Here is a 20,172-nt window from a genome sequence, read left to right on the forward strand (position 1 = left end):
CGGCTACGCTGACGCACGTACGCGGCGGGCGTACGGTCAATGCGCCTGCATCTTCGAAAACAGGTTGAGCACGACGACGCCCGCGACGATCAGTCCGAGCCCGCAGATCGCGGCAAGGTCCGGCACCTGGCGATAGAGGATCATCGCCACCAGCGTGATCAGCACGATGCCGACGCCCGACCAGATCGCGTAGACGATGCCCACGGGCATCGTCCGGAGCGTCATCGAAAGACAGTAGAACGCGACGAAGTAACCCGCGACGACAATGATTGAAGGCACGAGCCGCGAGAAGCCATCGGCGGCACGCAGCGCGGAAGTCGCGATCACTTCCGCGACGATAGCGATGGCGAGCCACAGGTAGGGAGGCAGACGCATCGGGTCAGGCCTTCGCGAGGGCGAGCTTGCTGTAATCGAATTCGAGCTCTGCGCACAGCGCTTCGACCACGAGCTCATGATCGGCGCGCTGCGGCAGACCCGACACGGTCACCGACCCGATAACACCCGCGCCCGCGACAGTCAGCGGAAACGCGCCGCCATGCGACGCATATTCGCTCGCGGGCAGACCGTGTTTCTCAACGAGCGTCGCGCCGGCCTGCTGCATACGCAGGCCGATTGCGTACGAACTGCGCCGGAAATGCGCGACCACATTGCTCTTCCGGCGCGCCCAGTCGACGTTGTCGGGCGTGGCGCCCTCGAGCGCGCTGAAAAAGAGCGGCTGGCCGAACGTGCGCACATCGATCGCAAGCGCGAGGCCGCGCGCTTGCGCGACTTCACGCAGCCACACACCGAGCTGCCACGCACGACCGGTATCGAAGCGGGGAAACACCAGTGCTTTTTCCTGGGCGAGAATCGACTGCAGATCGTGAGCGATGTCCATGGGAGCAGGGAAACGGGAGATGAGAGAGCGAGCCACGCCACGGCGGCTCAGGAAGGGCTCAATTCTAGCGCAGCGCGTTGCCCGAACTTCCCCGTGACCTTCCCGCGGCAGCCACGAGGCGCATGTGCGAAACGCCCGTCACGCAGGCATTGAAGCCGGTTCATAAATAGCTGTTGCGCCAGCTTTCGATCTGTCCTATAATCTTTTCTTCGACGGACGCGGGGTGGAGCAGTCTGGCAGCTCGTCGGGCTCATAACCCGAAGGTCACAGGTTCAAATCCTGTCCCCGCAACCAGCTAGTTTTCGTCGAAACACCAAGGGCTTGCCGATACGGCAGGCCTTTTTTGTTTGCGCATTGCCAATGCGTTCCCATGCATGAGGGAGCCACCTCTTGTGATCGGCGCTTCCAGCTGGAAGTAGCATCGAACGTGAACGGCCGCCCCGGTGATAAACTCCCACCACCGTTCCTCCTCCCCTCGTCCATGAAATTCTGTTCCGTCTGCGGCCACGCAGTCAGCCTCGGCATTCCACCCGGCGACAACCGCGAGCGCTTCATCTGCGCCGATTGCGGCACCGTGCACTATCAGAATCCGCGCAACGTGGTCGGCACCGTTCCGGTATGGGGCGACAAGGTGCTGCTGTGCCGTCGCGCGATCGAACCGCGTTACGGCTACTGGACGCTCCCCGCGGGCTTCATGGAAATGGGCGAAACCACGGCCGAGGCCGCGTCGCGCGAAACGCTGGAAGAAGCCGGTGCCCGCGTCGAGGTGCAGAACCTGTTCTCGCTGCTGAACGTGCCCCACGTGCATCAGGTCCACCTGTTCTACATGGCGCGGCTGCTCGATCCTGACGTCGCCGCGGGCGAGGAAAGCCTCGAAGTGCGTCTCTTCGAAGAGCACGAAATTCCGTGGGACGACATCGCGTTCCCGACCGTCGGCCAGACACTCCGGTTCTTCTTTGCCGATCGCGCGTCGGGCAATTACGGCCTGCACACCGGCGATATCTTCCGCTCGCTGCGCGACGGCTGAGCGGGCCGCGAGCATGGTGCCCTGGCTCGGACCCGACGATCCGTTTCCGCCCGTCGAGCGCGCGCTCGGAGCGGCGAGCGGCGCACCCGGCCTCCTTGCCGCGAGCGCCGATCTGCTGCCCTCACGGCTCATCGACGCCTACCGGCGCGGCATCTTTCCATGGTATTCGGACGGCCAGCCGGTGCTCTGGTGGAGCCCCGACCCGCGCATGATCCTGCGAACAGGCGAATTCAAGGTCTCGCCTTCGCTCAAGAAGACCCTCAAACGCGTGCTGCGCGACGACGCATGGGAAATCCGCGTCGATCACGATTTCGCGAGCGTGATGCGCGCGTGCGCGCTCGCGCCCCGCCACGGCCAGCGCGGCACATGGATCACCGCGGATGTCGTCGAAGCCTATACGTCGCTGCATCGCACGGGCGACGCGCACAGCATCGAAACCTGGCACGAAGGCCGGCGCGTCGGCGGGTTGTACGGCGTGTCGTTCGGGCAGATGTTCTTCGGCGAATCGATGTTCGCCGACGTCACGGATGCGTCGAAAATCGCGCTCTCCGCGCTTGTCGCGCACCTGCGACGTCACGAAATAGAAATGATAGACTGCCAGCAGAACACGTCGCATCTGGCGTCGCTGGGCGGTCGCGAGATAGCGCGCAAGGCGTTCGTCGCGCATGTCCGCGCGTCTGTCGATGCTCCTTCCATACCCTGGCGCTTCGACAAGACCGTACTGACCGACATCGTCACGCGCGCGGCGTGATGGACAAACTGAAGGGCAAACGGTGGAGCACGGCCGGCGCGAAGGCGATCACGCAGATCGTGCCGCTCATGAACCGCCGGGTTTGCGGGACCCGAAAACGCTTCGAGAGCTGCCAACGTGACTCACCCGAATGAGCTGCCGCTGTCACCGCTTTCGGCGCTGCAATTTTACGCAACGGCGCCTTATCCCTGCAGCTACCTGGAAGGGCGTATCGCACGCTCGCAGGTCGCCACGCCCAGTCATCTGATCAACTCCGACGTCTACACCGAACTCGTCAAGGCAGGCTTCCGGCGTTCGGGCGTCTTCACGTATCGCCCCTACTGCGACGGCTGCCATGCCTGCGTACCCGTGCGCGTGCCGGTCGAGCGCTTCCAGCCGAACCGCACGCAACGCCGCGTATGGAAGAAGCATGGCGAACTGATCGCGTCCGTCGCGCCGCTGCACTACGACGAGGAGCATTACGCGCTCTACATGCGTTACCAGTCGGCGCGGCACGCGGGCGGCGGCATGGATCGCGACAGCCGCGACCAGTATGAACAGTTCCTGCTGCAAAGCCGGATCAATTCGCGGCTCGTCGAGTTCCGCGAGGCGCCGCATGGCGGCCACCCCGATCTGCCTGGCATCCTGCGCATGATCAGCATGATCGACATTCTCGGCGACGGCCTGTCGTCGGTGTACACGTTCTTCGATCCGGACCAGCAGCACGCGAGCTTCGGTACGTACAACATCCTCTGGCAGATCGAGCAGGCACGCAGCCTGAATCTGCCCTACGTGTACCTCGGCTACTGGATTCGCGAGAGCCAGAAGATGGCGTACAAGGCGAATTTCCGGCCGCTTGAAGGGCTGCACGACGGCCTGTGGAAAGTGTTCGACACCGCGAACATCGATGTTTCTCCGGTCAGCGCGGCCTTATCTGCCAAACCCGCTGCCAATCCCGATGACAAAGCCGATATGAAGCCCGACGGCAAGCGCGGCGATCGCATCGGCTAAAATAGCGGGTTCTCATTTCCGGCCGCCCGGCTTCGTCCTGTGTTCAGCTCACCCTTCTTCAGCTCCCTGTACCCGCTCGCGCGCGCCCAGCTCTTTCGCATGGACGCGGAAGACGCTCACCATCTGACGCTGCGCATGCTGGGCGCTGCCGGCCGCAGCGGCCTTGCCGGCGCACTCGCGCCGCGCGTGCCCGACTCGCCGCGCACCGTCATGGGTCTGACGTTCCGCAATCCGGTCGGCCTCGCCGCCGGGCTCGACAAGGACGGCGCATGCATCGACGGTCTCGCCGCGCTCGGCTTCGGCTCGATCGAAGTGGGTACGGTCACGCCGCGCGCGCAGCCGGGCAATCCGCGCCCGCGCATGTTCCGGCTGCCGGAAGCGGACGCGGTCATCAACCGCATGGGCTTTAACAACGCCGGCGTCGACCAGTTCGTGAAGAACGTGCAGGCCGCGCGCTATCGCGGCATTCTGGGCCTGAACATCGGCAAGAACGCCGACACGCCGATCGAACGTGCCGCCGAAGACTACCTGTACTGTCTCGAACGCGTGTATCCGTTCGCGAGCTACGTGACGGTCAACATCTCGTCGCCGAATACGAAGAACCTGCGCCAGCTGCAGGGCGCGGACGAACTCGATGCGCTGCTCGCCGCGCTGAAGGACAAGCAGCAGCGTCTCGCCGACCTGCACGGCAAGCTGGTCCCGCTCGCGCTGAAAATCGCACCGGATCTCGACGACGAGCAGATCAAGTCGATCGCCGGTACGCTGCTCCGGCATCGCTTCGAAGGTGTGATCGCCACCAACACGACGCTCTCGCGCGAAGCCGTCAAGGGTCTGCCGCATGCGGACGAAGCCGGCGGGCTGTCGGGTCGTCCGGTGTTCGATGCGTCCAACGTTGTGATCCGCAAGCTGCGCGCGGAAGTCGGCGACACGGTGCCGATCATCGGCGTCGGTGGGATTTTTTCGGGCGCCGATGCCCGTGCCAAACTCGCCGCCGGTGCTTCGCTGGTGCAGCTTTATACGGGGTTCATCTATCGCGGCCCGGCGCTGGTCGCTGAATGCGCGCAGGCGCTGGCGAACAACGCATAAGCCCGCAAGCCGGCGCGCGGTGTGCTAACCACCGCGCGCCGGCGCGTCGAGCGCCGCGCCGAAACGGTCGAAGCGCGGCTCGTAGAAGTGATCCGGGTCGAGCGAGTACACAACCCGCCGCGTGCGGCCCATCAGCTCATTGCGCGGGAAAAAGCCGAAGTAGCGCGAGTCGGCGCTGTCGTCGCGATTGTCGCCGAGCATCAGGTAGGCGTTCGCGGGCACCGTCACCGGACCGAACGAGCGGCGCGGGCTCGGCGCGATCTCCGAGAGCCGCACCGCGTGCGACACGCCGCCAAAACGCTCGCGCAGATAATCCCCCGGCGACAGTGCATCGCCCGGCAGCGGCAGCTGCTGCATCGGTTGATAATCCGCGCGCACGCCGTTCACGTACAGCACGTTGTCGCGCATCGCGATACGGTCGCCCGGCAGGCCGATCAGCCGCTTCACAATCAGTTCATGCGCCGCCGACGAATCGATCGTCACGATATCGCCGCGCAGCGGATCGTGCAGGTGCGCAATCGCAATATGCGTGAATGGAATGCGCAGGTCGTACGCCATCTTGTCGACGAGAATGCGATCGCCTTCGCGGATCGTCGGCAGCATCGAGCCGCTCGGCACGACGTTCCAGTCGGCCACGGCGCTGCGAAACAGCACCATCAGCGCAAGAAAGGCGATCAGGCTTTTATTGCTGCGCCAGAATTTCATCAACATACGTGTCACGACCTGCTCCTGCGGCAAGGAATCCGAAAGCTCGATCGAAGCGCGGCAGGCTCGCTGCCACGCATCGACCGGGCAGATCGTATCACTCGTCGGCGGCGAAGCGCAGACCGAGCGTCGCGCGCGCGGCGTCGGCCATCGCGATCATCTGCCGCGATTTCGCGTGCGTCATGACCGGACTTTCCATTTGTCCCGCGCGGATCAGCTCGCAGAAATGCGCGGTCTCGTAGTTGAGGCCGCCGCCTTCGAACGGCGCATCGAGTTCGACGACACGGCCATCCGCGTAACGGATCGTCGCGCGTGCAGGGTTCCACCAGTTTTCGTGGATCGTGACGTGGCCGCCCGTCGCGGCGAGCAGCGCGTCGCCCTTGCCGGCGAGGTCCATGCCGCAGAAGAGCTGTGCGATGCCGTGCTCGTGACGACTGTTGAGGCTCGCGAACATATCGACACCTGTCGCACCGAGCCGGCCGATGGTCTGCACGTCGAGCGGCGCACCGAGCCAGTCGACGGCGAGAAACATCTCGTAGATGCCGATGTCGAGCAGCGCGCCGCCCGCGTGATCGAACGACAGCGAAGGATGATCCGGCGGCACGCCCGGCACCGAACAGCCCGCGCGCACGAGCCCGATCGCACCGACCGGATCGGCTTCGAGATGCGCGCGCAACTGGCGATAGAGCGGATAGAACGGCGGCTTCATCGCCTCCATGAAGAGCCGTTGCGCGGCGTGCGCCGCCGCGACCACGCGATCGAGTTGCGCGGCGTTGACGGTGGCGGGTTTTTCGCACAGCACGTGAGCCCCGGCCGCGAGCGCGGCGAGCGCGTAATCCGCGTGGCTGTCCTGATGGGTGGCGATATAGACGGCGTCGATGCCGCTCGCGAGCAGCGCGTCGAGGCTGTCGTACACGGCGCCGCCGAATTCCGCGGCGAACGCCGTTGCGGGTTCAGCGCGGCGCGACCACACGGCGGCGATCCGCGTGGCGGGCACGTGCGCGAGACCTTGTGCGAAGCGACGCGCAATGCGCCCTGTTCCGACGATGCCCCAGCGGATCACGGTATCTTCTTTCATCGATGGCTTGTTCCAGTGCGGTTGCTGACAGGCGACATTGTCGCGCATGTGAGCACCGGGCCAACGATATCGCGCTCGCCCGCCTCTGTCCTTCACTGGAACCGCATCGATACCGCTTTAGCCCGACATCGGCCGTTCTGCCTCGAACATGCGACAGATCTCGTCGGCCGTGAAGTCGATCAGCGCACGTGACGCGGCTTCGGCATCCTTCGGGTTGTGACGCTCGATGGCGTCCACCACGCGGGCATGCGTATCGACCGTGGCCTGCCAGACGCCATCCTTCTGGTCGACCACCTCGCGCGCCGCTGAAAGCGCGCCGCGAATGATCGCCGCCATCTGCTGGAAGAACTGGTTGCCGCTCGCGACCAGAATGCGTGTGTGCAGCAGTTCGTCCGCTTCCACGTAACCGGCGTCGCCCGGGTGCAGCGCGCGGAACGCGGTGTACGCATCGCGGATGCTGGCGATCTCGGCGGGCGTCGCGCGTGCGGCCGCCTGCGCCGAGGCGCGTGGTTCGATCAGCATGCGAAACTCGATCACGTCGCGCAGGAAAGCGGGATCCGGCTTCGCCCGAAAGCGCCAGTTCACGACTTCCTCATCGATCATGCGCCAGTCGCGCATGGGCCGGATGCGTGTGCCGATCTTCGGCCGCACGTCGAGCATGTGGCGCGCGAGCAGCATTGAAAGCGCCTCGCGCATCACCGTCCGGCTCACGTCGAAATCCTTCGACAGCACATCCTGCGGCGGCAGCACCGCCCCATACTTTTCCTCGACGATGCCCGTGACGAGCCCATCCATGACCTTGCTCACCAGCGAGCGGTCCTTGTTCGGCTGTTCCATGACACTCTCCCCGATACGGCGTCTGTCGCCTGTGTTGCCCCTTGACCCTGCGCCCTCGTATCTTTGCTGATTGCTTTTCTGTACGTTGCTTCGTTCATACGAGATGCGCCAGTTGGGATACGTCCTGACAGGGTTATCCCTCTGACAAATTGTTTCGTCTGCGTAACGCTCATCCACGAAAGGCTCGCGTTGCATGGCACAGAGGCGGGTATCCCATGAAAAAATTGCACTGCCTTGCATGCGATGCGAGAACGCCACCGGCGCACGCGCACGGTCATACGCGCCACACCGGAATCCCACGCATGAAAGCGCCCGCGCGGTGCGGCCGTGCCGAAAGCGCCAGGCGGCCCACGACGCCGCTCAATGATCGCGTGCGACCGAAGCGTAGCGGCCGCCGAAGAAGACGAGCGGCGCATGCTCGTCGAGCGAGAACGCGAGTACCTCGCCGACAAACAGCGTGTGATCGCCGCATGGATGCCGGTCGACGACGCGCGCGCCGAACCGCGCCACCGCGCGATCGAGCAGCACGACGCCATCGAGTCCGTCGACCTCCGTGAAGCGCGGTGCAAGCCACGTCTGCGGCTCGCCGGCGAAGTGGCGGCTGTGTGGTTCCTGTTCGTCGGACAGCACGCTGACACCGAACAGGTCGCTCTGCATCAGACGCTCGTGCATGCGCGCACGGTGCCCAACCGATACGACGATGAGCGGCGGCTTCAGCGAACCCGACATGAATGCGTTGGCGGTCATCGCGTGCAGCTGGTCGCCGTGGCCCGTCGAGATGACGACGACACCGGTCGCGAAACGGCCCAGCGCGCGACGGAAGTGATGCTCGTCGAAAACCGGCGCACACGGGCTTTCGATCGCAACCGCGGCGCGGACTTCGTTGCAACCGGCCTGACCGGTGCACCCTTCGGCCTCGCTAACGGGAAACGTCCGTGCGTTCATCATCGGTCCCCTTCGCGAGTGTATCGGGTGTGACTTTGCCCGGGGGCGCATCCAGCGGTGTGCTGACACGTCCGTATTGATCGTCGAAGCGCACGATGTCGTCTTCGCCGAGATAGCTGCCCGATTGAACCTCGATGATTTCAAGCGGCGTCTTGCCCGGGTTTTCGAGCCGGTGCGTGACGCCGAGCGGAATGTAGGTCGACTCGTTTTCCGACAGCAGAAAACTCTCGCTGCCCCGCGTCACGCGTGCCGTGCCGCACACCACAACCCAGTGTTCCGCACGATGGTGATGCATCTGCAGCGACAGCCGCCCGCCGGGTTTCACCACGATACGTTTCACCTGAAACCGTTCGCCGTGATCGATCGAATCATAGTGACCCCACGGCCGCTGCACCTTGCGATGTTCCTTCGCTTCGGTGCCGCGCCCGGCCTTCAGGCGCCCGACGATCGCCTTCACGTCCTGCACATGCTCCTTCGACGCAACCAGCACCGCGTCGGCCGTTTCGACCACCACGACACCTGACAAGCCGACGCACGCAACGAGTCGTCCATCGGAATGGGCGAAGGTATCGGTCGATCCCTCGAACAGCACGCGACCGCGTCCGACGTTGCCGTCCGCGTCCTTGTCCGATACGTTCCAGACGGCGTCCCACGCACCGACATCCGACCACCCCGCGACGAGCGGCACGACGACGCCGGCAAGCCGCGCATCGGACGTGATCTGTTCCATCACCGCGTAGTCGATCGAATCGGAGGGACACGCCGCGAACGACGCGCGATCGAGCCGCACCGCGCCGTCGTGCCCGATCGACGCAAGCTCGAACGAAGCCGCGCACGCCGACGCAATCGCCGGACCGCACAGCGCGATGGCCGCGAGCCAGACCGATGCGCGCACAACGAAAATGCCGCTGTTCCACCAGTATTCGCCCGACGCCACGTAATGCGCGGCCAGTTCGGGATCCGGCTTTTCGACGAAGCGCGAGATCGCGCGCGCGCCGGCTGCGTCGGACATCGCACCGGTACGGATGTAGCCGTAGCCCGTTTCAGCCCGTTCAGGAGGCACGCCGAGCGCCACGATCGCACCGCTCACCGCATGTGCGACCGCCTGTTCGAGCGCACGGACAAACGCGGCACGGTCGGCGATCAGATGATCGGCGGGCATGACGACGAGCACCGGATCGTTGCCCGGCGGTGCATCGGCCTGCGCGGCCAGCGCGGCGATGGTCAGCGCGGGCGCGGTATTGCGCGGCACGGGTTCGAGTACGATCCTCGCAGCCTTGCCGCAACGCTCCAGTCGATCCACCGTCAGTACCCGCAGGTCTTCACCGCACACCACGAGCGGTTGCGCCTTCGTGAAAAGCGGCACGCCGGGGGCCTCGCCAGCATGAACGGCATCCGGTACCGCCACTGGCATGAACGCGCTGTCGAGCCGGCGCACCGTCGCTTCGAGCAGCGACTCGTCCTCGATCAGCCCGATCAGCTGCTTCGGATACTGTTCGCGCGAAAGCGGCCACAGACGCGTACCCGAACCGCCCGCGAGAATCACAGGTTGCACCGTCACTTGCGATGCGACGTTTGTCGCCGGTGCATGGGATGGTTCGAAGACGCACGGTTCGGCAATACGGTTCATGACGGGAGCCCCTGCTGATCTGTTGTCTTTATGGTTTCTACTTGCCGTTTCGCGTGCTGCTACGAAACGGCATGCGGCTTGTGCGCGATGAAATGCAGCCACCACGCGTCGCTTTTCTCTGCGTCGTCCGGGATACGGTCTCCTTCGCAGCTGCCGAACACCACGTCGCTTTCGAAGCCGACCTCCGCGAGCTGCCGGCGCTGCTCCCGGAGCGTCGTGTACACGATGACAATGCCGAAGTTGTGTGCTGCCGCCGTCATGATCGAATAGCCTTCGAAATCGCGGTTCAGCTTCGCGTGACGGACATAGTTGAAACTCGCAACCGGTAGCCGTCTCAACGTGCGCAACGTCCGCCAGCCGAGTTTCACCGGATTGAGCGTGAGGCGCGGCAGCAGCTTCCAGACGTTCTCGCCATAGCCTGGGCCGTCGCGGTTGTGCGACGAGAACAGCACATAACCCCCTGGCCGCAGGACGCGGTACATCTCGTTCAGGATCCGCACGCGCCCTTCGTAGTCCACGGCATCGATACCGTTCCAGCTGAACGCGACCAGACCGAAATGACCGGATGGCAGTTCCGACATGTCGCGCGCATCCATATGCCGCAGATCGGTGCCGGGAAAGCGCTCGCGCGCCATGTCCAGCAGTTTTTCCGTATAGTCGATGCCGGTGTAGTCGCTCGACATCGACTTCATCAGTTCAATCGTGCGCCCCGCGCCGATGCCGATATCGAGCACCGGAACGCCTGAGCAGTGAGGTGCGATCCACTCGAACGCGGCCTGCTCGCCGGGGTCGGTCCAGGTCTTGTCCGTCGTGAATTCGCGAACCGCGTCGTGCGACATCCACGCAGTCCGGTTAATGCGGTCAAGTTCTGAATGGGTATTCACGGGCTTGCTCCATCGAGGCAACCTCGTTCCGGAGGTCGTGGCGGCGGGTCGTCAGCCGGCGCGCTGACGGGCGGAGAAGGAGCGACTCCAGTCATCGAAGCAGCGGCGGCCCGAGACACTCCTGAGCGGATCAGTTCAGCAAACAGCCAGCGTTCTGCATCGGCCATCGTCGCTTCCCGGGCGGGTCGGGTGAACAACGCATGATCGAGCTTCGGCAGTGTCGCGGCGCACACGCGGCGATAGCGGCGCAGCGCGGCAAGGCGTGCGCCGAACTGCACGCGGGCTTCATCGAGTCCAACGTCATACTCGCCATACACCAGACGCAGATTCACACCCTTCGCGTGAATGGTGCTCATCAGCGTACGTACTTCGCTGGCCGTCACGGGCCAACCGGTTTTCTGTTCGATCCAGCCGGTCGCACCGACCCAGCAGCGCCGCGCGATCCGCTCGCCGACAACGCGGGCTACGCGCACCGGATGGCTCTGTCCACGCAACGCCCGGATCCATTTGGACGGCGTCAGCGCCGCGCGCCAATAGACTCTCGACGAAGCGAAGCGTCGTGCACCCGGCGTGCGCTGCCCGCCGTCCCAAATGAACTTCTGCAGATTGACGCCAAATGCGCCGGCGATCGCCGGATGGCGTCCGCAGGCATGCAGACTGACGAAAGCACCGCCGCAGACGCCGAAGATCGCGACGCGCGGATGTCCGCGGGCGACGAGCCAGTCCACGCCGGCCATCGCGTCATGGCACGATGCGTCGGAATAGATCGTGTCCAGCGTGACCTCGCTGGCGGCCGGTACCGCATCGCCCAGGCCGCCGAGATCCATTCGCAGCGAAGCAATGCCGAGCGCCGAGAGGCGTCGCGCGAACAGCACGAAAATGCGTCCGTCACCGATATGGTGAGTAGCGCCGGTGTTGACGAACAGGACAGCGGGCGCATCGGCGCGCGGTACGTCGGGTGCGCAGTAAATGCCGAAGTAACGCCCGAAGACGAACGGCCGCTCGACAGCGCAGCACGTCGGCAGCGGCAGCACGGGCTCCGGGGGCTGCGCGACGGATTTCAGGCCAGTTTGTCGCCCGCTGGCGCCTGCAGCGAGTTCGCCCGCCTTGAGCCATGTTGTCACGCGCGAAAACGCTTCGACCGGCTCTTCGCTGAGCAGCGCCTCGACCATCAGCCGGTCGCACTCGTCAAACGCACCACGCTCGACCTCGACGCCGTTATCCGAGTAGTGCCCCGCGAGTGCCTCCGCCCGGGTGCGATCGCTCGAATCGAGCAGCAACACACGGCGTGCCGGCGCCCCGGTGTCGCGCCGCAGGTCCAGTGCGCCGAGTTGCGCGATATCGTCGTTGTGAATCCCGAAGCCAAACGCTTCGACATACGCCTCGTGATCCGGTATCGGATCCGCGTTCATGCCCGCGGGCGTGCTAAGCCAGCTCTGCCGATGCGCGCGCAGTTCCCGTACATAGTTTCGCCCCGTGACCGCGGGCGACAGCAGCACCAGTCCGTCGATGTCCCCGAGGCGCTGCGCAGCCAGCGCCGCAAGGGTCGCGCCCAGCCGCAAACCGACGAGCGACACCTGCTCGACGCCGGTCCAGTCGCGCAACCGCTGGACAGCCGCCGCAATGCTGTCGAGCCATGCATCGAGCCGTCCCGGATCGTCCTCCGAGCCGGTCGAATCGCCCGCGCCGGGATAGTCGAACCGCAGCACAGGCATGCCTGCCGCCGTGATGCGGTCCGCCAGCTTGCGCCAGTTCCGGTGCGTGCACAGCGCGTCGTACCCGAAGGGATTGCACAAGACGACACCGGTGCGACCACTGGCTGGATGCAGCCAGCCGAAGCAGCCGTCGAAAACGACAGGTTTCATCGAAGGTCCTCATGCGATGGCCGAGCCGGAAAATGGCGTTCACAAACGCTTTTTGCGGCTTTTCGCTACGTATGCGACGCGCGGACGCCCGCGAACTTCCGCAGGTTCCAGGCATGAGGATCATTTAATCGATGTAGCGCAAATCCATCTGTTCGGACGCGCACACTACCCCTGTCGTGCCGCCAGATAAGCCTGCCGCGCGCGCGAGCCTCGAACTCATGGTTCCGGAAACCGTCGCATCCGCCAGCATTTCCCGCACGCGAGCGGCCGCCACGTGTTGGGAATCGAACAGAGCGAAGACGACGGCAGCGCCTAGCATGCAATGGCTTTCTCATTGCCTGCATACAAGGTGTCAATGTGCTGAACTCGCTGGCATTTATCCGGCCGCTCCGTTTCGCGGTCAGCGTGCGTTTCATTCCAGTCGCCATCTGGATAGTCTGCATTGCCGCGGTCGATCCGTTCGGCAACTTTCCGTTGAACGACGACTGGTCGTACGCGATCGCCGTGCAGCGCCTGCTCGAGACCGGTCAGTTCCATCCCACTGACTGGACCTCGACCACGCTGCTGACGCACGTATTGTGGGGCGCGCTGTTCAGCCTGCCGTTCGGCGCCTCGTTCGTCACGCTGCGCTTCGCGACGATCGTCGCGGGAGCGCTCGGGTTGTGGCTGTTCGGTGCATTGCTGCGCGCGCTCGGCTGCGACCGGCGAATCGCGCTGCTTGCATCGGTGACGCTGGCGTTCAATCCGATCTTCTTCGCGCTCTCGAACACCTTCATGACCGACGTGGGATTTGCGACGCTCACGATCGGGTCGGCGCTCCTTTTCGTGCGCTATCTGCACAGCCAGCGCATGGGCTATCTCATCGCGGCGCTCGTCGTCGCGCTGGCGGCCACATTGCTTCGCCAGCTGGCGCTCTTCCTGCCGATGGCGATGGTCGTGGCGCTGCTGCTCGAACGCCCGCGCGCCGCCCGTCCCCTGCGGCTTGCCGTCGCCGGTGTGGGCGCGTGCGCTGCCGCCATCGTGCTGCTTGAACTGTGGTTCCGCACGCACGGCATGCTGCCGTCCACGTTTCACACGCAATCGGAGCAACTGGTCGAAAACATCGAGGACTTCCCGCAACGGCTCGCGCTCATCCTGCGCCACACGCTCGTCGCGCTGCTCTATCTGGGCTGGTTTACCTTTCCCGTCCTGATCCTGCGCCTTCCTGGTTTCTACCGTTCGCTGCGTGCCCGCTGGACCGGTACCGCCACACTCGCCGGCATGGCCGTGTTGCTCGTATCGTGCCTCATCCTTCTGACGATGGCGGACCGTCTGCTGCCACTGAGCGAAAACGTCATCGTGGACAGCGGTATCGGACCGCTCACGCTGACGGATGCCTTCACGCTGGACGTTGCGGTTCCGTCGCTGCCGCAGTCGTTCTGGTTCATCGTGACCGCGATGGGACTGGCTGGCGGCGCGATGCTCGCACTCGAAGCCATGTTCACGGCGATCCGGCTCGTCGCGATGTTCCGTGCCCGCAAGCGAAATCCGGCTGGACTGGCCCGCGCGTTTCTCATCGCCGGAGTCGTCATATACATGGCGCCGCTCTTCGTGGCCGGTTATTTCGACCGCTATCTGCTCCCGCCAGCCGTGCTGCTGCTGGCGCTCGCGAGCATGCCCACGCCAGCAGGAACACCCGGTGCGGCCACCGCATTCCGTCCGTTCACACTGCAGCGGCCACGCGCGATGACGTCGCTCGTGTCGCTTGCGGCGTTCGTGCTGATGATGTGGTTCTCGGTGGGCGGCACGCACGATTACCTGAACTGGAATCGCGCGCGCTGGGAACTGGTCAATACCCTGACCGCCTCCGGCGTATCGCCTCGAATGGTGGATGGCGGCCTCGAGGTCAACGGCCTGTATCTGTACGACCCGCACTATCGCCGCGTCCCGGGCAAGAGCTGGTGGTGGGTCCAGAGCGACGAGTACATGATCACGTTCTCGCGTCTGCCCGGCTATCGCGTCGACAGCAGCATCGAGGTCAGCCGGTGGCTGCCGCCGTTCAGCTCGACCGTGTTCGCACTCAAGCGCGCGGAGCGTTGACCGCTGCAATCCGTTGCCATAGCCCATTGGTTCGGCGGGACACAGACTTCACAAGCGGAACGACGCACGATCGCTCATCGACAATCCGGCCGCAAGTGCGGCGATCCTGTCATCGGGAGCGAGTCGGGTATGCTTTTCAACAGCTATGAATTTCTGTTCGCCTTTCTGCCGGCGGTGCTGTGCGTCTTCTTCATCATCGGACGCCATAGCCCCCTCGCCGCCGCAGGATGGCTCGCGCTGGCCTCGCTCTTTTTCTACGGCTGGTGGAACCCTCACTTCGTTGCGCTGCTGATGCTGTCGGTGACCGGCAACTATGTCGCCGGGCGCCTGCTGTCGCGGCACCAGCGCACGCCGGCGGGCAAGCGTCTGCTGGCGCTCGCCATCGGGTGCAATCTCGCGCTTCTGGCGGTATTCAAGTACAGCAATTTTTTCATCGCCACGATCGATCACACCGTGGGCGCGCACCTTCCCCTGCTCGATATCGTCCTGCCGCTCGGCATCTCGTTCTTCACGTTCACGCAGATCGCCTTCCTCGTCGATGCGTGGCGCGGTATCGCGAACGAATTCAACTTCGTTCACTACACGCTGTTCGTCACGTATTTTCCGCATCTGATCGCGGGACCTGTGCTGCATCACAAGGAAATGATGCCGCAGTTCGCGGACCGCCGCTGTTACCGGCCCATTCCCGCCAACATCGCCACAGGCATGCTGTTCCTCACGATCGGACTCGCCAGGAAGGTCCTGCTCGCCGACAGTTTGAGCCAGTATGTATCGCCCGTTTTCAACGCGGCGAACGACGGCGTCGCGCTCAATATGCTCGCGGCCTGGACAGGCGCGCTCGCCTATACATTCCAGCTCTACTTCGATTTCTCCGGCTATACGGACATGGCGATCGGCATTTCGCGCATGTTCAACGTCGTGCTGCCGCTGAACTTCGATTCCCCGTACAAGGCGACCAACATTGTCGAGTTCTGGCGGCGCTGGCATATGACGCTTTCGCGATTCCTGCGCGATTACCTCTATGTGCCGCTCGGCGGTAACCGGAACGGCTCCGCGCGACGCTACCGGAATCTCATGATCACGATGCTGCTCGGCGGACTCTGGCACGGCGCGAACTGGACGTTCGTGATCTGGGGCGGCCTGCACGGCCTGTTTCTCTGCATCAATCACGCGTGGCGGTACGTCACGCGCGGCGCGCTGGTGCGCTGGGAAACGCGCCGAAGCTATCGCGCGACGAGCACCGCGCTCACGTTCCTCGCCGTGGTGGCGGCGTGGGTATTCTTTCGCGCGCCTTCATTTCACGGCGCGTTCAACCTGCTTGGCGGCATGGCCGGCACGCACGGTCTCGCATTGCCGAACGCACTTCAACCTGTCGTTACAAGGCTGACGGGACATCACGCGTCATTCGTGCAGTTCGTGGGCCCCTGGCAGGTGCTTTCGCCGTACGGCATCGCCGAAGCAAAAAAATACCTGGCCTTGATCGCCATAAGCGCCGCAGTCGTCTGGGGATGCCCGAACTCGCAGCAGGTCGTTGCCCGCCTGACCCAGCCCGCCAGTTCCATACGGCTGCGTCGGACCGACCCGGTCGCATTGCTGAGCGGACTCGGCTGTGGCGTCACGTTCATCTTCTGCCTGCTGTTTCTCGCGCGTAAAGCCGAGTTTCTCTACTTCCAGTTCTGAACCATGAAAGCGCGCACTTTCTTTATCGGCTTTTGCCTGCCGCTCGTGCTGTTCATCGCGGCGATCTTTCTGTCGTTCGCGGCCGGCATCCGTATTCCCGGACCGCGCATTTCAGCGAGTGAAGCATTCAACGAAAAAGCTGCGTGGCTGCGCACACAGCTGGCGCCGTCGAAATGCGACGTCCTCGTGATCGGTTCCTCGGTTGCGCTGAATGACGTGGACAATCAGGAACTGGCGCAAAGCCTGCACACGTCGAACATCATCAACGCGGCGTCGTGGGGGCTCAACATCGAAGACCTGCCGGCCTTCTATTCGCACCTCTCGCAGCACTGCAAATTCCGGACTGTGATTCTCGCCACAACCTACATCGATTTCGAATCGCACTGGGACAAGGAAATTGACTGGCAGGCGTTCGAGCATTACCTGTCCGGCGCGCAACTGCAGCCCTACGTCCAGACGCCGGATCTTTACTACTACACACGACGTATCACGTCGGGATGGCGCGATCGGGACCATCCGGGCAACGTCGATTCGCTGGACTTCGATCACGGTGGCTCCGTGCTGCTCGCCTGCGGAAAACTGGATCTTCCCGATGAGCGGGTCTATGCCTGGCGCACACACGGCATCACTTCTCCGCGTCCCGGCACCTATGTCGCGCTCGCGAAACTCGCCGCACAGATTCGCTCAGACGGCGCACGTTTCATCATCGTGTCGACGCCGGTCGCGGCCGCGGCGCGTAACCATTTCGGCGCCGCGCTGCCGGGATTCTGGCAGCCGATCGAAGGGTTCGTGCACGCCCAGGGCGTCGAATTCATCTATGGACAGACGAAACTCACGCTGAACGACTCATCCTTCGCCGATTTCCTCCATCTCAACCGCTGCGGCGCCGGACAGTTCACGCGCTGGTTTGCCCGTTCGCTAAACGCGGTGTGAGCGTATGGTGACACGGCGATGAATCCGCCCGCTGACTGGCTGTCGCCGCGGCGGCCGGGCGCACTGCGCGGCGCCGCGCGCCAACCCGTGGTGCAGGGTGTGGCGGCACACAAACGGAACACCGCCCGGCGCGCAGAATGGACACGCCTTCCGTACGGCGCGATATCGCCGGGCGCCACTGAACCGTCTGCTTGCGACACGCCATGAACCCCAAGCCCAGCCTGAAACGCAACGCGCTCTTCAATTTCCTTGGAAGCGCACTGCCGATCATCGTTTCGCTGGTCACGGTGCCGCTCTATCTCCATCACATCGGCGCGGCGCGGTATGGCGTCCTCGCCATCGTATGGATGATGCAGGGCTACTTCGGCTATTTCGACCTCGGCCTTTCCGCGGCGACATCGAACCGGATCGCGCAACTGTCGGACGCATCGCCGGCGGAACGCGAATCGGTATTGTGGACCGCGCTGGTTCTGAACACAGGCTTCGGTTTAATCGGCGGTCTCGTTCTGTTCGCCGTCGCGCGCACCCTGCTTGCGCAGTTTCATATCGATGCGTCGATCAACGCCGAGGTGCTGGCGGCGTTGCCCTGGATGGCCTGCTCCGTTCCGCTCGCGACCATCACCGGCGTTTTTTCCGGTGCGCTAAGCGGCCGGGAACAGTTCGGCCCGCTCAACGCGGTCCAGTTCGTCGGCATGCTGCTGTTCCAGATCGTGCCGCTCGTCACCGCGATCGTCGTCGGGGCGAAACTGCAGTATCTGATTCCGGCGGCGATCCTCGGCAGCGCGGTATCGCTGCTGCTGATGATCGTCGTGGTGTGGCGGAAGTTTCCATTGCGATGCGCGGGGCGGCCGCGCAGGCGGCTCATCAAACCGCTTTTTTCCTACGGCGCCTGGATCACGGTCACCAATCTCGCCAGTCCGCTGCTGGAAACCGCCGACCGGCTCCTGATCGGCAGTGCGCTCGGGCCGCAGGCGGTGGCGTATTACCAGGTCCCATTCAACCTCGCGGTGCGGGTGCGAATCCTGCCCGGCGTCATTTCACGCACGCTCTTTCCACGGATGTCGGCACTCGCGACGCACAACGCCGCCGAACTGGCAACGAACGCCGTGCGCGGCCTCGCCGCGGCCATGACGCCGTTGATCGTTTTCGGCATTTTCCTGATGCAACCGTTTCTTACGCTGTGGACCGGCCACGATTTCGCGTCGAAAGCCACGTCGGTCGGTGAAACGATACTGGTCGGCGTCTGGATCAATTCGCTCGCCTTCATCCCGTACGGGCATCTGCAGGCGACGGGCAGGCCCGATGTTGTCGCGCGCTTTCACCTCTTCGAACTGGTTCCCTTTGTCGCGTTGCTCTGGTGGTCACTGCACGCTTTCGGCCTGATCGGCGCCGCGCTCGCATGGAGCGCGCGCTGCGCGGTCGACGGCTTCCTGCTTTTCCGGGCGGCGGGCCTTGGCAGACAGTTGACCCGTCATCTCCTGATGCCCGGCCTGCTCGTGCTCGTGGCATACGGCGCCACGCTACTGTTTCCATGGCCGTCGTGGCAGATCGTGACGGCGTGGATCGTCCTGACCGGCACGTCGCTCGTGTGGGTGTCGATCGCCGAGCCGCTGTTTCGCTCGATGGCGGCGCGCGCGCTATCCCCGGTGCTCGCGCGCAGAGGACAGCGAACCGGAGCACCGAGACCGGAGCACTGACTGCTTTTTTCATCGGACACATCGTCATGCGTATATCCGTTGCAATGGCCACCTACAATGGCTCAAGGTACATCCGGGAGCAGCTCGACAGTCTCGCCGGCCAGACGCTGCTGCCGTACGAACTCGTCGTCACCGACGACGGATCGACCGACGAAACGCTCGACATCGTCCAGGGGTTTGCTGAACACGCGCCGTTTCCTGTGCGGATCCACCGCAACCCCCGACGCCTGAACTTCGCCGACAACTTCCTTCGCGCCGCGTCGTTATGCCAGGGCGACTGGATCACGTTCTGCGATCAGGACGACGTCTGGCTCAAGGACAAGCTCGAACAGATCGTGCACGCGGCTTCACGCCCGGGCGTATCGATGGTCGCACATGGCGTGAAAACGGTAGATGCCGCGCTACGCCCGATCGCCGGCGTGGCCGCCCGTTGCCGTGTGCGTCGCGGCAACGGGCCGCAACGCCTTCCTCCGCTCGGGTTCTTCGCCGGACTGTGCATCGCATTCGACGCGGCGCTGCTGCCCCTGCTTGCCCATTCCCGCTTTCCCGACGCGCACAACAACCGTTTCGAGGCGGCTCACGACAAATGGGTCTCGACGATCGCCGACGCGGTGGGGACAGTCAGGTACATCCGCAAGTCGTTGACGCTGTACCGGCAGCACGAAGTGAACACCTGCGGAGCGGCGCCACGGACGCTGAAGAACAGATGGCACCTGGTCACGACCGCCGGTGCGTCGACCTATCATGACAACGCCGCGCTCGCGCAGCGCTACAGCGAGGTGTTCCATGAACTGGCCGCATCGTCACCCGATGCGCGCTGGCGGGAACGTCTGGAAAAAGCGGCCCGCCGGTATGAACGAACGCGCGATTTCCTGCTGGCGCGTGCGGCGCTGTATCGGGCAACCAGTCTGCCCGCGAGACTCTACCTGTTCGCCCGGCTGAGCGTGCTGGGACTGTATCGCTTCAATCCGGTGCGCCCGCCGCTCCAGGCCTTTGCCAAAGATCTCTGCGCAGTATGGAGACCGTTGCCCCGACGGGCGATGCCGGCGCAGGAAGCCACCAGTGTGGAAACGAAATCCTGAACGAAGCGGGCGGGCGATGAAAAGCG

Annotated in this window: 18 protein-coding genes and 1 tRNA gene; 10 read left to right on the plus strand and 9 right to left on the minus strand. The window is 64.2% G+C overall.

Features of this window, described 5'->3' with window-relative positions; genetic code table 11:
- Positions 1 to 36: 36 nt before the first annotated feature.
- Both LPA37_RS06075 and LPA37_RS06080 read right to left on the minus strand, forming a co-directional pair.
- Complete coding sequence (locus LPA37_RS06075) at positions 37 to 369, minus strand: DMT family transporter (protein WP_407672489.1); 333 nt, start codon at positions 367 to 369, stop codon at positions 37 to 39.
- A gap of 10 nt (positions 370 to 379) precedes the next feature.
- Positions 380 to 877, minus strand: coding sequence for a heme-degrading domain-containing protein (locus LPA37_RS06080; protein WP_228974588.1), 498 nt, complete (start codon positions 875 to 877; stop codon positions 380 to 382).
- Between the two features lie 217 nt (positions 878 to 1,094).
- Here LPA37_RS06080 and LPA37_RS06085 point away from each other — a divergent pair.
- The 5 genes from LPA37_RS06085 (at position 1,095) to LPA37_RS06105 (ending at position 4,731) form a co-directional block, all read left to right on the plus strand.
- Positions 1,095 to 1,171 (plus strand) — tRNA-Met (locus LPA37_RS06085).
- A gap of 187 nt (positions 1,172 to 1,358) precedes the next feature.
- Entirely contained in the window at positions 1,359 to 1,904 is a 546-nt protein-coding gene (locus LPA37_RS06090) for an NUDIX hydrolase (protein WP_228974593.1), read from the plus strand.
- A 13-nt stretch (positions 1,905 to 1,917) separates the two neighbouring features.
- Positions 1,918 to 2,655, plus strand: coding sequence for a leucyl/phenylalanyl-tRNA--protein transferase (gene aat, locus LPA37_RS06095; protein ID WP_228974595.1), 738 nt, complete (start codon positions 1,918 to 1,920; stop codon positions 2,653 to 2,655).
- Between the two features lie 117 nt (positions 2,656 to 2,772).
- Complete coding sequence (locus tag LPA37_RS06100) at positions 2,773 to 3,645, plus strand: arginyltransferase (RefSeq protein WP_228974597.1); 873 nt, start codon at positions 2,773 to 2,775, stop codon at positions 3,643 to 3,645.
- 39 nt (positions 3,646 to 3,684) lie between these two features.
- Entirely contained in the window at positions 3,685 to 4,731 is a 1,047-nt protein-coding gene (locus LPA37_RS06105) for a quinone-dependent dihydroorotate dehydrogenase (RefSeq protein ID WP_267478120.1), read from the plus strand.
- 24 nt (positions 4,732 to 4,755) lie between these two features.
- Here the strand turns inward: LPA37_RS06105 and lepB are convergent, their stop codons facing one another.
- The 7 genes from lepB to LPA37_RS06140 all read right to left on the minus strand — a co-directional run bounded on the left by lepB (position 4,756) and on the right by LPA37_RS06140 (position 12,675).
- Positions 4,756 to 5,442: a signal peptidase I gene (gene lepB, locus LPA37_RS06110; protein ID WP_228974731.1), complete on the minus strand. Its 687-nt coding sequence runs from the start codon at positions 5,440 to 5,442 to the stop codon at positions 4,756 to 4,758.
- A gap of 91 nt (positions 5,443 to 5,533) precedes the next feature.
- A complete protein-coding gene (locus tag LPA37_RS06115) occupies positions 5,534 to 6,514 on the minus strand; it encodes a Gfo/Idh/MocA family protein (RefSeq protein ID WP_229012071.1) in 981 nt (326 codons plus the stop codon).
- Positions 6,515 to 6,631: 117 nt separating this feature from the next.
- Positions 6,632 to 7,351, minus strand: a complete 720-nt coding sequence (locus LPA37_RS06120; protein ID WP_228974600.1) for a FadR/GntR family transcriptional regulator — start codon at positions 7,349 to 7,351, stop codon at positions 6,632 to 6,634.
- A gap of 360 nt (positions 7,352 to 7,711) precedes the next feature.
- The gene (locus tag LPA37_RS06125) at positions 7,712 to 8,299 is read right to left on the minus strand and encodes a flavin reductase family protein (protein ID WP_228974603.1); all 588 of its coding nucleotides are present in this window, start codon (positions 8,297 to 8,299) and stop codon (positions 7,712 to 7,714) included.
- A complete protein-coding gene (locus tag LPA37_RS06130) occupies positions 8,271 to 9,926 on the minus strand; it encodes a mannose-1-phosphate guanylyltransferase/mannose-6-phosphate isomerase (RefSeq protein WP_229012072.1) in 1,656 nt (551 codons plus the stop codon). Before LPA37_RS06130 ends, LPA37_RS06125 begins: the two co-directional genes overlap by 29 nt.
- Before the next feature lie 59 nt (positions 9,927 to 9,985).
- Entirely contained in the window at positions 9,986 to 10,810 is an 825-nt protein-coding gene (locus LPA37_RS06135; RefSeq protein WP_228974607.1) for a class I SAM-dependent methyltransferase, read from the minus strand.
- Positions 10,807 to 12,675 (minus strand): alpha/beta hydrolase family protein, encoded by a 1,869-nt coding sequence (locus LPA37_RS06140; RefSeq protein ID WP_229012073.1) that lies wholly within the window; start codon positions 12,673 to 12,675, stop codon positions 10,807 to 10,809. Before LPA37_RS06140 ends, LPA37_RS06135 begins: the two co-directional genes overlap by 4 nt.
- Positions 12,676 to 13,032: 357 nt before the next feature.
- On the opposite strand from LPA37_RS06140, the gene LPA37_RS06145 reads away from it, so the two are divergent.
- The 5 genes from LPA37_RS06145 to LPA37_RS06165 all read left to right on the plus strand — a co-directional run bounded on the left by LPA37_RS06145 (position 13,033) and on the right by LPA37_RS06165 (position 20,146).
- Positions 13,033 to 14,754, plus strand: coding sequence for an ArnT family glycosyltransferase (locus tag LPA37_RS06145; protein WP_228974611.1), 1,722 nt, complete (start codon positions 13,033 to 13,035; stop codon positions 14,752 to 14,754).
- A gap of 129 nt (positions 14,755 to 14,883) precedes the next feature.
- Positions 14,884 to 16,434, plus strand: a complete 1,551-nt coding sequence (locus tag LPA37_RS06150; RefSeq protein WP_229012074.1) for an MBOAT family O-acyltransferase — start codon at positions 14,884 to 14,886, stop codon at positions 16,432 to 16,434.
- Between the two features lie 3 nt (positions 16,435 to 16,437).
- On the plus strand, positions 16,438 to 17,367 hold the full coding sequence (locus LPA37_RS06155) for a hypothetical protein (RefSeq protein WP_229012075.1): 930 nt from the start codon (positions 16,438 to 16,440) through the stop codon (positions 17,365 to 17,367).
- Positions 17,368 to 17,570: 203 nt separating this feature from the next.
- Positions 17,571 to 19,064 (plus strand): flippase, encoded by a 1,494-nt coding sequence (locus LPA37_RS06160; RefSeq protein ID WP_229012076.1) that lies wholly within the window; start codon positions 17,571 to 17,573, stop codon positions 19,062 to 19,064.
- Between the two features lie 26 nt (positions 19,065 to 19,090).
- Complete coding sequence (locus tag LPA37_RS06165) at positions 19,091 to 20,146, plus strand: glycosyltransferase (RefSeq protein WP_228974620.1); 1,056 nt, start codon at positions 19,091 to 19,093, stop codon at positions 20,144 to 20,146.
- Positions 20,147 to 20,172: the final 26 nt, after the last annotated feature.

The organism is Paraburkholderia gardini (genome assembly GCF_907164545.1).
GTDB lineage: Bacteria > Pseudomonadota > Gammaproteobacteria > Burkholderiales > Burkholderiaceae > Paraburkholderia > Paraburkholderia gardini.

What these genes read in the sequence shown, in the direction of transcription:
- LPA37_RS06155 (WP_229012075.1), top strand. Translation starts at nt 16,438, where the DNA reads ATGAAAGCGCGCACTTTCTTTATCGGCTTTTGCCTGCCGCTCGTGCTG.
- LPA37_RS06125 (WP_228974603.1), bottom strand. Translation starts at nt 8,299, where the DNA reads ATGATGAACGCACGGACGTTTCCCGTTAGCGAGGCCGAAGGGTGCACC.
- LPA37_RS06150 (WP_229012074.1), top strand. Translation starts at nt 14,884, where the DNA reads ATGCTTTTCAACAGCTATGAATTTCTGTTCGCCTTTCTGCCGGCGGTG.
- LPA37_RS06140 (WP_229012073.1), bottom strand. Translation starts at nt 12,675, where the DNA reads ATGAAACCTGTCGTTTTCGACGGCTGCTTCGGCTGGCTGCATCCAGCC.
- LPA37_RS06130 (WP_229012072.1), bottom strand. Translation starts at nt 9,926, where the DNA reads ATGAACCGTATTGCCGAACCGTGCGTCTTCGAACCATCCCATGCACCG.
- aat (WP_228974595.1), top strand. Translation starts at nt 1,918, where the DNA reads ATGGTGCCCTGGCTCGGACCCGACGATCCGTTTCCGCCCGTCGAGCGC.
- LPA37_RS06165 (WP_228974620.1), top strand. Translation starts at nt 19,091, where the DNA reads ATGCGTATATCCGTTGCAATGGCCACCTACAATGGCTCAAGGTACATC.
- lepB (WP_228974731.1), bottom strand. Translation starts at nt 5,442, where the DNA reads ATGTTGATGAAATTCTGGCGCAGCAATAAAAGCCTGATCGCCTTTCTT.
- LPA37_RS06080 (WP_228974588.1), bottom strand. Translation starts at nt 877, where the DNA reads ATGGACATCGCTCACGATCTGCAGTCGATTCTCGCCCAGGAAAAAGCA.
- LPA37_RS06160 (WP_229012076.1), top strand. Translation starts at nt 17,571, where the DNA reads ATGAACCCCAAGCCCAGCCTGAAACGCAACGCGCTCTTCAATTTCCTT.
- LPA37_RS06090 (WP_228974593.1), top strand. Translation starts at nt 1,359, where the DNA reads ATGAAATTCTGTTCCGTCTGCGGCCACGCAGTCAGCCTCGGCATTCCA.
- LPA37_RS06115 (WP_229012071.1), bottom strand. Translation starts at nt 6,514, where the DNA reads ATGAAAGAAGATACCGTGATCCGCTGGGGCATCGTCGGAACAGGGCGC.
- LPA37_RS06120 (WP_228974600.1), bottom strand. Translation starts at nt 7,351, where the DNA reads ATGGAACAGCCGAACAAGGACCGCTCGCTGGTGAGCAAGGTCATGGAT.